This window comes from Tissierellales bacterium (assembly GCA_035301805.1).
GTDB lineage: Bacteria > Bacillota > Clostridia > Tissierellales > DATGTQ01 > DATGTQ01.
Window position 1 is genome coordinate 1 of record DATGTQ010000192.1, and the last position, 11,335, is coordinate 11,335.

Genomic DNA, 11,335 nt, shown 5'->3' on the forward strand with positions numbered 1-11,335 from the left:
CTTGTCTAAAAATAATAATAATATAGCTGTTAGAGCCAAATCACCATCTAATGGACGACCTCTTTGCTTAAAAGGAAGGCTAACTACTGAGTTATTGTATCTAGATGAACCAGAAGTTCCTTATAAAAAAGATGAGAATGGATTTTATGAAGCTACTTGGAAAGAAGCCTTAGGCTTAGATGATATTATTGCTAAGATAGAAGAAATAGATACTAGAAAAAAGTAAGGTAGGAGCTGGGTAAAATTGATTGAAATAATAGTAAATAGGAAAAAGCATAAGGTGAAAAAAGGGACAACGATACTAAATGCTTGTAAAAATATAGGCATAGAGATTCCAACTCTATGCCATGATGATAGGTTAAAGTCTGAAGGAGCTTGTAGATTATGTCTTGTAGAGGTAGAAGGTTGGAATAAGTTGGTGACTGCCTGTTCGACAAAAATAGAAGATAATATATCTATAAATACCCATAGTGAAAAAGTCATAGGGGCTAGGAAAGATTTATTAGATTTATTAGTTTCCAATCATCCCTTAGAATGTCTTAATTGTGAAAAATCTGGGAATTGTAAGCTGCAGGATTATGCCTACGAATATGGAATAGAAGAAGGAAGCTATATAGGGGAAAAAAGGAATGCCCCAATAGATAATTCTAACCATTTCTATACCTATGATCCTAATAAGTGTATACTTTGTGGTAAATGTGTTAAGGTTTGTTCAGAACTACAAGGGACTAATGCAATAGGTTTAGAAAATAGGGGATTTGACACAAAGGTAGTTGCTCCTTTTGATAAAGGCTTAGCAAAATCTGAATGTGTTTCTTGTGGGAATTGTGTGGCTGTTTGTCCAGTAGGTGCACTAATGCCTAAGACAAAAGAAAAGTTTAGATACTGGGAAACAAAAAAAGTAACTACTACATGTTCCTATTGTGGTGTAGGATGTCAAATGGATTTGCTAATAAAGGACAATAAGGTAGTAGGAGTAGAGCCAGCGAATGGAGCAGCGAATAGAGAACTTTTATGTGTAAAAGGAAGATTTGGTTATAAGTTTATAGATCATCCCGACAGATTGAAGAGACCTCTTATAAAAAGGGATGGAAAGTTTCATGAGGCTACATGGGAAGAAGCTTATAAAGTTATTGTAGATAATATAAATAAAACTAAGAAAGAATATGGTTCTGAAGCTTTTGCAGGGTTAACTTCTGCAAGATGTACCAATGAAGAAAATTATCTTTTTCAAAAGCTATTTAGAGCAGTAATAGGAACTAATAATGTGGATCATTGTGCTAGGCTCTGACATTCATCAACAGTTGCAGGGCTTGCAACAACATTAGGTAGTGGTGCTATGACCAATAGTATAGAAGAAATACTAGATACAGATGCTATGTTTGTTATAGGTTCTAATACAACAGAAAATCATCCTGTAATAGGCACATATATGAAAAGGGCAAAGAAAAAAGGAGCAAAATTAATAGTAGCGGATCCAAGAAGGATTGAATTAGTAGAATATGCAGATGTATTTTTACAAATAGAACCGGGAACTAATATAGCTTTATTAAATGGTATGATGAATGTAATTATTGAAAAGGGTTTGCTTGATAAGGATTATATTGATGAAAGAACAGAAAATTTCGAAGAATTAGTAGAGACTGTTAGAGAATATACTCCTGAAAAGGTTGCAAAAATATGTGGTGTAGATAGAAAAGATATAGTTAAGGCAGCAACTATATATGCAGAGGCTGATAAAGCGGGAATATTCTATGCTATGGGTATTACTCAGCATACAACAGGTACCAATTCTGTAATGTCCATATCTAACCTTGCACTACTTTGTGGTAATGTGGGAATAGAATCTGCAGGAATAAATCCCCTAAGAGGACAAAATAATGTTCAAGGTGCTTGTGATATGGGGGGATTACCGGCAGATTTACCAGGCTATCAAAAAGTATTTAAACCGGAAGTAGTGGAAGCTTTTGAAGATGAATGGAAGGTTAACCTTTCAACTAATGTAGGCCTTACTATACCAGAGATAATTGATGAAGCTGAAGAAGGAAATATAAAGGTTATTTATATAATGGGAGAAAATCCTATGGTTTCAGACCCAGATATAAACCATGTTAGAAAAGCTCTTAATAATTTAGACTTTCTGGTAGTTCAAGATATTTTCTTAACGGAAACTGCAGAAATGGCAGATGTAGTTTTACCAGCTGCCTCCTTTGCTGAAAAAGATGGTACCTTTACTAATACAGAAAGAAGAGTTCAAAGAGTTAGAAAGGGTATTGAGCCCATTGGAGACTCTAAACCAGATTGGTTAATAATAATGGAAATTATGAATAAGTTAGGTTATTATAAAAAATATTATCATCCTTCAGAGATAATGGACGAAATAGGTGCTGTTACACCTCAATATGCAGGTATAGATTATGAGAGATTAGAAGGGGATGGATTACAATGGCCTTGTCCAAGTAAAGAACATCTAGGCACTAAATATCTTCATAAGACGGCTATATCAAGAGGAAAAGGTTTGTTTATGCCTATTGCTCATGTAGGCAGTGCAGAAAAAACTGATTCAGAATATCCCTATATATTCACTACTGGGAGAAATTTATATCATTATCATACTAGAACTATGACAGGAAGAGTTGAAGGATTAAATAAGATGTCGCCACATTCTTATGTGGAAATGAATGAGGTAACAGCTAATAAATTAGGTATAGTAGATGGTGAGGAAATTAAATTATCCTCTAGGCGAGGAGAAGTAACTACATTAGTAAAAATTACGGATATAATTGATGAGAATGTATTATTTATGCCTTTCCATTTTGCAAAAGGTGCGGCTAATTATTTAACTAATACTAAACTAGACCCAATAGCAAAAATTCCAGAACTAAAAGTAGCTGCTGTAAAAATAGAAAAATTAGGGAGCTGATTTCATGGAAAATTATGAACAGATAATTAGATATGCTATGCAAATGGAACTTGATGGAGCAAATTTTTTAGGGAAATGCTAAAAGATTTTCAGATCCTACGTCAAAAATGTATTTTTGAAATTGTCAGAAGTTGAAATGGAGCATTATTATTTTTTAAAAGAACAGCTAAAAAATTATTTAGACACTGATTTTTTTGATTTAAATCATGAAATGATGGATATAGAAAAAGAAAATATTTTTGAAGAAAGAAGAAAATCTGAACATATATCTGAAATATTAACTGAATCTAATATTCCCGATATAACAATACTTAGAATGGCTTATTTAATAGAAAAGGATTATGGAGAGTTTTATAGAAATGCAGCAGAAAAAGTTCAAAACGAAGATGCTGAGGTTATATTTGAAAAAATGGCAAAATGGGAAGAAGGACATGAAAAAATATTTAGAGAAGAATATGATAGACGAATGAAAGAATATATGAATCTTCCTTGGGGGGGTAAAAAATGTTTAGGGTAGGAATAATAACTGCAAGTGATAAAGGTTCTAAAGGAGAAAGAGAAGATTTAAGTGGAAAGTTGATAGCTGAAATATTAGATGAAAAAGGATATAAAGTTGAAGAGCATATTGTAGTCCCAGATGAAGAGGATATATTGTTAAGAGAGATAATTCATATGACAGATGATTTAAATTTAGATTTAATATTAACTACAGGAGGAACAGGATTTAGTAGAAGGGATGTAACTCCTGATGCCACTATAAAGGCTTGTGATAGAATGGCTAATGGTATTGCTGAGGCTATGAGATATTATAGCCTCAGCATTACCCCAAGGGCTATGCTTTCAAGAGCAGTATCTGGTATAAGGGGAGAAACCCTTATAATAAATTTACCAGGTAGTCCAAAGGCTGTAAAAGAATCTTTAGATTATATAATAGACAGTGTTCATCACGGTTTAGAAATATTAACAGGAAAAGCAGATGAATGTGCAAGGTAGGGGATGCCTATGAAAAAGTTTGGAACTGCTGTAGTATTGGCAGGAGGAAAAAGTACTAGAATGGGCTTTGATAAGCAACTACTAGAGATAAATAATAGGAAAATAGTGGAAATAATAATAAATAAACTAAGAGAAGAGTTTGATGAAATAATTGTTGTAACTAATAAACCGGAATATTATATAGGTCTCTGTGATAAAATGACCAAGGATATATATACGGATAAAGGACCTTTAGCAGGGATCCATGCAGGTTTAATGGAGGCAACTAGTCAATATGTATATTTTGTTGCCTGTGATATGCCTAATATAAAATTAGATTATATTAGGCATATGAAAGAAAAGATAAAAGATTTACGGGTAAAAGGCTGTTTTACAAAATATGGTTCATGGGTAGAACCTTTTAATGGCTTTTACTCACGTAAAATGATCTCGGATATTGAAAAATACCTATCTAATGGAGATTCCTCTGTAAATAAGCTTATTGAAAAATTAGATGTCCATTATATAAAAGAAGAAGAAGCTAGAAAGTTCAGTCCGAAATGGGAAATGTTTCTTAATTTAAATACAAAAGAAGATTTAGAGAATTTTGTAAAAGGTTATGAATAAGAATATTGAGGTAGATAATGTGGAAGGAACTAAAAAGTATGAAATTAATAAAATAAAAGGAGAAAATATTTCTACATTAGAAGATATAGTAGTAATAGAATATCCTTTTACGATTTTTATAAATGATGAAGAACTATTAACATTATTATGTAGTCCTAAATCTCTTAAATATTTAACAGTAGGTTTTCTTTATTCAGAAGGATTTATAGAGTCATTTTCTGATATAAAGAATATAAGAATAGACGAAGAAAAAGGCATTGCATATATCTATCTAAAAGAAGAAAAAAAATTAGCTGAAAAATTATATGGGAAAAGAACTATAACCTCTGGATGTGGAAAAGGTACTGTTTTTTATAATGTTATTGACTCTTTTAAAACAAAAGCTATTAATAAGAACTTATCTATTAAGTCAAAAGATATAATAAAACTTATGAGACAGTTTAATAAGAAGTCAGAACTTTTTTTGAATACTGGTGGGGTTCACAGTTGTGCTATAGCAAATCTTAATGATATAATAATATTTGAAGAAGATATTGGTAGACATAATGCCCTAGATAAAGCTATAGGAAAAGCTTTAATTCAAAATGTAGTTTTAACAGATAAAATAGTTTTAACTAGTGGGAGAATATCTTCAGAAATACTTATTAAGGCAGCAAAGAATCAAATACCAGTAGTAGTTTCAAAATCAGCCCCTACAAATTTAGCTGTAGAAATGGCTAGGGAGTTAAAAATTCTTTTAATAGGATTTGTAAGGGGAGAAAAAATGAATATTTATTCAAGGTTTCCGAGCATAATTTTCTAAAATTATATTTATGAAACTTATGCCTATGGGTATAAAGAGAAATCTTTATGCCTCCCGTGTTTGGAAAGGAAAACTGTGAAGAACAGTCCTTTCATGGGCTGCTTTTTTTGGGGACCTCCAACTAATTTTAAGAAGGAGAGATTCAAATGAAAAAACGTTTAGTTTTTATTCTAAGTTTTTTGCTTGTGCTTTCATTATTTACAGGGTGTACAGGTAAAAAAGAAGAACCAGCAGGTACTGCTGATGATAATGAAAAGATAGTAGAAGAAAATGAAGAAAAAGAAAAAAGGGAAATTATCTTATCAACAACTACCAGTACGGAGGATAGTGGTCTCCTAGATTATTTACTGCCAAAATTTGAAGAAGAAACTGGAATAGATGTTAAAGTGGTAGCAGTAGGTACTGGTAAGGCTTTACAAATGGGTAAAGATGGAGATGCAGATGTATTATTGGTACATGCTAAGGAATCAGAAGAAGAGTTTGTAGATGAAGGTTATGGTTTAGGTAGAGATGATGTAATGTATAACGATTTTATTTTAGTAGGTCCTAAGGATGACCCTTTAGAGTTAAAAACTAATACACCAGATAATATATTAGAAGGGTTAGAAAATATCGCAGAAAAAGAATATGAATTTGTTTCCAGAGGAGACGATTCTGGAACCCATAAAAAAGAATTAAGTATTTGGGAAGAGGCAGATATAGACCCAGAAGGTAAAAATTTTTATATTGAAGCAGGTAGTGGTATGGCTGATGTTTTAAAAATAACAAATGAGAAAAATGCTTATACTATAACTGATAGGGCTACATATCTTAGTATGAAGGATACATTAGATTTAGAAATAGCCATAGAAGGAGACGAAAATTTATTTAATCAATATGGAGTAATTGTTGTAAACACGGAGAAGATGCCAGAAGATAAAAAAGATAGAATTAATGTAGAGGGAGCTAAAAAGTTTAAAGAGTGGCTATTATCTGATGAAGTACAAAAATTAATAGGTGAATATGGACAAGAAGAATTTGGAATGCCATTATTTGTACCCAATGCAAAATAATTAAAAAGAAATTAGTTCTATAAAAATATAGGCTGCATCTCTAGGTGCAGCCTAAGGTATTTAAAAGGTGATTGTAATGGAATATATAGGACAAGGTTTTAAAGAAGCTTTTAAACTGTTAATAGGCTTTGATAAGGAAATATATAGTATAATATTATTATCTTTATATGTATCTTCAATAGCTACTATAATTGCCTCCGTGATTTTTATTCCTCTAGGGATAAATTTAGGAATAAAAGATTTTAAGGGAAAAAGAATTTTTTCAAGAATACTTTATACTTCTATGAGTATTCCTTCTGTAATTGTAGGTTTAGTAGTAGCACTTATTTTATCTAGAAGTGGACCCTTGGGAAATTTACAATTATTATTTACTCCTACAGCAATGATTATTGCCCAAACTCTTTTAGTCACTCCTTTGATTTTAGGACTTACTTATAATCTTTCAAAAAATAGAGGAATCTTTATTAAAAAGACTGCTAAAACCTTAGGAGCAGGAAAAGTTGATACAATTATATTAATTATTAGAGAACTGAGAGTAGATATAATGGTAAATATAGTAACAGCTTTCTCACGAGCTATATCAGAAGTTGGAGCGGTTATGATTGTAGGTGGAAATATTAAAGGCCATACTAGAGTCATTACTACTAGTATATCCATGATGAATTCTATGGGAGATTATCCTATGGCTATTGCTTTAGGAATTGTATTATTGATTATTTCTTTTGGAATTAATAGTGTCATTTATTCATATAGTGGAGAGGATTAAAACCATGAAAATCTCTATAAAAAATTTAAAAAAATTTTACTCAGAAAAATTAATATTAGATATAGATGGATTAGAAATAGAAGAAGGTAAAATTACAGGAATAATAGGGCCAAATGGTTCTGGTAAAAGTACATTATTAAAAATAATATCAGGATTAGATGAAGAATTTTCTGGAGAGATTAAATATGATAATAAATATCTTAATAGAGATATTTACAAAAGGATGACCTTAGTTATGCAGAAACCTTATCTTTTCAAAAGAAAGGTTTTTGACAATATTGAATATCCGTTGAAAATAAGAAATATTAAAAAAGAGAATAGAAAAGAAAGAGCAATAGATATTTTAAAAAGGTTAGAAATTGAAGAATTAAAGAATAAAAAGGCTCATCTTCTTTCAGGAGGAGAATCTCAAAAAGTATCTTTAGCAAGGGCTTTAATATTTAATCCAAAACTATTATTACTAGATGAACCTACTTCTAATATTGACCCAGAGTCAATTAAAGTAATGGAAAGAGAGATAATAAGATATAATAGGGAAACTAAGGGTACAGTATTAATAGTAACTCATAATATGGATCAGTCTGAAAGAATATGTGATAAGGTTCTTTTTCTTGACAAAGGAAAGGTAGGTTATAGAAATGGATTTTTTTGATGTAGTATCAGTAGAGGAAGGTAGAGAAAAGCTATTAAAACATTTTGAGGATACGACTTTCCATGTAGAAGAGGTTCTTATACTGGAAAGTGTAGATAGGATTTTAGGTGAAAATATATATTCTAAGGAAAACGTTCCTCAATTTAATCGTTCAACTATGGACGGTTATGCTATTAAAAGTAAGGAAAGTTATGGTGCCTCTGAATCTATACCTAGTCTATTTAATATTATAGGTTCTGTTGAAATGGGAAAAGAGTCTGCCTATACAGTTAAAAATGGAGAAGCGGTATACGTGCCAACAGGAGGAATGATTCCTGAGGGGGCAGATGGAGTAGTGATGATAGAAAATACAGAAAAACTAGATGACTCAACATTAATGGTCTATAAATCTATTTCTTATAGAGAAAATATTATTTTAAAAGGCGATGATATAAAAGAAGGAGAATTAACTTTAGAAAAAGGTAGGAAAATAACAGCAGAAATTATAGGTGTACTGGCAGCTTTAGGCATATCGGAAGTAAAAGTTTATAAAAAACCAAAATTTTATATTATTTCAACAGGAGATGAAATAATAGATTTAGATGAAGAGTTAACTATGGGAAATATTAGAGATATTAATGGTTATGCTTTATATGCTCTTATTAATAAATTAGGGGGAGAAATTGTAGGTAAGACTATAGTAAAAGATAATTATGAATCATTAAGAAAAGAAGTAGAAAAAGCTATTGATTCCTCAGATATAGTCCTTATATCAGGAGGTAGTTCCGTAGGTACTAGAGATTATACACATAAAGTAATAAATTCTTTGGAAGGAGAAGGAGTTTTCGTCCACGGTGTAGCTATTAAACCAGGAAAACCAACTATAATAGGAGAAGGTAAAAATAAATTAATTTTCGGTCTTCCAGGACATCCAGTATCATCAATTATAGTTTTTAAAACTTTTGTAGAGAATTATATTTATGAAAAAATGAATATTAAACAATATGTAGCAAAAACTGAGGCAATAATTGATTTTAATTTTCCTTCTTCACCAGGAAGAAAAACTTATCAAATGGTTAAACTGGAAGAAAGGGATGGCAATATTTATGCTACTCCAAGCTTTGGAAAATCGGGAATGATTTCTTTGCTCTCTAATTCTGATGGGTATATAGTAATTGAACCTTATGAAGAAGGAATTTATAAAGGAGAAAGGCGAGAAGTCTTTTTTTTATAAGGAGTTGAAGAAAATGAAAAAAGTAAGAAATACTTATATCGATAATAAAGATCCGGAAGAGGCAAAACAAATATATTATAAAAAATTAGGTTTAAATCCTCAATGGGAGAAAATAGACATAACAGATTCTTTAGGAAGGATAACTTTTGAAGCTATATATGCAAAGGTCTCTTCACCTAATTATAATGCTGCAGCTATGGATGGAATGTTAGTAGAATCTTTAAAAACTATGGGAGCCTCAGATACAAATCCTAAAATCTTAGAAAAAGATAAAGATTTTATATACGTAAATACTGGAAATGTAGTATTTGATCCTTATGATGCTGTTATTATGATTGAGGATGTAATAGAAACAGAAGATGGAAATGTAAAAATATTAAAAGGAGCTCATCCTTGGCAACATATAAGACCTATAGGAGAAGATATAGTGGCTACTGAAATGATAATTCCATCGAAGCATAAAATAAGACCTATAGATTTAGGTGCCATGATTTCAGGAGGAATTGAAAGTATAAAAGTCTATAAAAAATCTAAGGTTGGAATTATACCAACTGGTACAGAAATAATAGAGAATATTGGGGATTTAGCTAGAGGAAAAATAATAGATTCTAACTCTAGAGTATTTGAAGGGCTAATTAAAGAAAATGGTGGATTACCAAATAGATATAGTCCAGTAGAAGATGATTATGAAGTTCTTAAAGAAGCCGTTAAAAAAGGTGTTAAAGAAAATGATTTTGTATTAATAATTGCTGGTTCTTCGGCTGGAACAAAGGATTATACAGTTAAAGTAATTGAAGAATTAGGTGAAGTAGTAGTTCATGGTGTAGCTTTAAAACCAGGTAAACCGACTATACTTGGTATAATAAATGGAAAACCTGTAATTGGAATACCAGGTTATCCAGTGTCTGCTTATCTAGTCTTTGAAACTTTTGTAGAGCCTTTATTATTAAAAAGTATAGGACAAAAAGAAGAGAAAGCCAATATAGTTAAAGCTACTATTTCCAAGAAAATAGTTTCATCTTTAAAAAATAAAGAATTGGTAAGGGTTAATTTAGGATATGTAAAAGATAAGTTAGTAGCTACACCTTTATCTGGTGGTGCAGGTGTAACTATGAGTTTAGTTAAAGCAGATGGTATAGGAATAATTCCTCAGAATTTAGAAGGGGTAGAAGCGGGAAATCAAGTAGATGTAAAATTGTTAAAACCTATTAGTGAAATTCGTGAAACTTTACTTTCTATAGGTAGTCATGATTTAATAATGGATATTATAGGAGATATGATGAGTTTAACTTCAGGTCATGTAGGCAGTATGGGAGGTATTTTGGCTATGAAAAGAGGAGAATGCCATATAGCCCCAATCCATCTATTAGATACAGAGACAGGAGAATATAATATAAGTTATATTAGAAAGTATTTCCAAGGAGAAAAAATGGCCCTTATAAAAGGAGTAAAAAGACAACAAGGATTTATGGTGAGAAAAGGTGATAAAGGGAATATTAAAAATTTTACAGACTTAACGAAGGATGATGTAATATTTGTAAATAGACAAAAAGGGGCTGGTACAAGAATACTTTTAGATTATTATCTTAATAAAGAAAATATAGATTCTTTAGATATTCAAGGGTATGATAGAGAAATGACTACCCATATGGCAGTAGCTACAGTAGTAAAAACTGGCTCTGCTACTGTAGGATTAGGTATATTTTCTGCAGCGAAAGCTTTAGATTTAGATTTTGTTAATCTAGCTCTTGAAGATTATGACTTCCTAGTTCCCTATGCTTTACTTGAAGATGAGAAAGTAAAAAGGTTTATATCAGTATTAAAGTCAGAAGAGTTTAAAGAAAGGGTTTCTGATCTTGGTGGCTATGAATTTGATAATATTGGGGAAATAATTATTGTATAATTATAAAAAATTATGATACTTTATATAAAGTAGGTGGTTCAATGAAAGATGCTTATGGAAGAAAAATTAATTACCTTAGAATATCTGTTACTGATTTATGTAATTTAAGATGTAGATATTGTATGCCAGAAGAAGGTATTTGTAAAGTAAAGCATGAAGATGTATTAACAGTAGAAGAAATTTATGAGATAGTTAAAATATTTGTATCCTTAGGTATTGATAAAATTAGAATAACTGGAGGAGAGCCATTAACTAGAAATGGAATTCTTCCTATTGTTGGAAAGATAGGAAGTTTAAATGGAGTAAAAGATTTTGCTATGACTACAAATGGTCTATTACTGAAAAAATATGCAAAGGATTTAAAAGATGCAGGCTTAAATAGAGTTAATATAAGTCTGGATACTTTAGATGAAGAAAAATATTTT

The 11,335-nt window shown here is 30.9% G+C and carries 12 protein-coding genes and 1 riboswitch; all 12 genes read left to right on the forward strand.

The features are described 5' to 3' along the window. On the forward strand, nt 1-226 hold a 226-nt coding region (locus VK071_10105), incomplete at its 5' end, for a Fe-S-binding domain-containing protein (GenBank protein ID HLR35659.1). An 18-nt stretch (nt 227-244) separates the two neighbouring features. Next, nucleotides 245-2,923, forward strand: coding sequence for a formate dehydrogenase subunit alpha (gene fdhF / locus VK071_10110; protein HLR35660.1), 2,679 nt, complete (start codon nt 245-247; stop codon nt 2,921-2,923). Nucleotides 2,924-3,008: 85 nt separating this feature from the next. Then, nucleotides 3,009-3,440, forward strand: coding sequence for a ferritin family protein (locus VK071_10115; protein ID HLR35661.1), 432 nt, complete (start codon nt 3,009-3,011; stop codon nt 3,438-3,440). Continuing rightward, nucleotides 3,428-3,916, forward strand: coding sequence for a MogA/MoaB family molybdenum cofactor biosynthesis protein (locus tag VK071_10120; protein ID HLR35662.1), 489 nt, complete (start codon nt 3,428-3,430; stop codon nt 3,914-3,916). The genes VK071_10115 and VK071_10120 overlap by 13 nt, the downstream gene beginning before the upstream one ends. Nucleotides 3,917-3,925: 9 nt before the next feature. Next, complete coding sequence (locus tag VK071_10125; GenBank protein HLR35663.1) at nt 3,926-4,522, forward strand: molybdenum cofactor guanylyltransferase; 597 nt, start codon at nt 3,926-3,928, stop codon at nt 4,520-4,522. After that, a complete protein-coding gene (gene fdhD / locus VK071_10130) occupies nt 4,515-5,324 on the forward strand; it encodes a formate dehydrogenase accessory sulfurtransferase FdhD (GenBank protein HLR35664.1) in 810 nt (269 codons plus the stop codon). The genes VK071_10125 and fdhD overlap by 8 nt, the downstream gene beginning before the upstream one ends. After that, a riboswitch (molybdenum cofactor riboswitch) is annotated at nt 5,293-5,411 on the forward strand. Its footprint overlaps the gene before it by 32 nt. Before the next feature lie 59 nt (nt 5,412-5,470). Next, on the forward strand, nt 5,471-6,376 hold the full coding sequence (locus VK071_10135; GenBank protein ID HLR35665.1) for a substrate-binding domain-containing protein: 906 nt from the start codon (nt 5,471-5,473) through the stop codon (nt 6,374-6,376). A 76-nt stretch (nt 6,377-6,452) separates the two neighbouring features. Beyond that, entirely contained in the window at nt 6,453-7,142 is a 690-nt protein-coding gene (locus VK071_10140) for an ABC transporter permease (protein HLR35666.1), read from the forward strand. 4 nt (nt 7,143-7,146) lie between these two features. Further along, nucleotides 7,147-7,794 carry an ATP-binding cassette domain-containing protein gene (locus VK071_10145; GenBank protein ID HLR35667.1) on the forward strand — a complete coding sequence of 216 codons (648 nt, stop codon included), beginning with the start codon at nt 7,147-7,149 and terminating at the stop codon, nt 7,792-7,794. Then, nucleotides 7,781-9,007, forward strand: a complete 1,227-nt coding sequence (locus tag VK071_10150; protein ID HLR35668.1) for a molybdopterin molybdotransferase MoeA — start codon at nt 7,781-7,783, stop codon at nt 9,005-9,007. The genes VK071_10145 and VK071_10150 overlap by 14 nt, the downstream gene beginning before the upstream one ends. A gap of 13 nt (nt 9,008-9,020) precedes the next feature. After that, nucleotides 9,021-10,910: a molybdopterin biosynthesis protein gene (locus VK071_10155; protein HLR35669.1), complete on the forward strand. Its 1,890-nt coding sequence runs from the start codon at nt 9,021-9,023 to the stop codon at nt 10,908-10,910. 41 nt (nt 10,911-10,951) lie between these two features. Then, a partial coding sequence (locus VK071_10160) for a radical SAM protein (GenBank protein ID HLR35670.1) occupies nt 10,952-11,335 on the forward strand: 384 nt, incomplete at its 3' end.

What these genes read in the sequence shown, in the direction of transcription:
- VK071_10145 (HLR35667.1), top strand. Translation starts at nt 7,147, where the DNA reads ATGAAAATCTCTATAAAAAATTTAAAAAAATTTTACTCAGAAAAATTA.
- VK071_10135 (HLR35665.1), top strand. Translation starts at nt 5,471, where the DNA reads ATGAAAAAACGTTTAGTTTTTATTCTAAGTTTTTTGCTTGTGCTTTCA.
- VK071_10140 (HLR35666.1), top strand. Translation starts at nt 6,453, where the DNA reads ATGGAATATATAGGACAAGGTTTTAAAGAAGCTTTTAAACTGTTAATA.
- VK071_10120 (HLR35662.1), top strand. Translation starts at nt 3,428, where the DNA reads ATGTTTAGGGTAGGAATAATAACTGCAAGTGATAAAGGTTCTAAAGGA.
- fdhD (HLR35664.1), top strand. Translation starts at nt 4,515, where the DNA reads ATGAATAAGAATATTGAGGTAGATAATGTGGAAGGAACTAAAAAGTAT.
- VK071_10150 (HLR35668.1), top strand. Translation starts at nt 7,781, where the DNA reads ATGGATTTTTTTGATGTAGTATCAGTAGAGGAAGGTAGAGAAAAGCTA.
- VK071_10155 (HLR35669.1), top strand. Translation starts at nt 9,021, where the DNA reads ATGAAAAAAGTAAGAAATACTTATATCGATAATAAAGATCCGGAAGAG.
- VK071_10125 (HLR35663.1), top strand. Translation starts at nt 3,926, where the DNA reads ATGAAAAAGTTTGGAACTGCTGTAGTATTGGCAGGAGGAAAAAGTACT.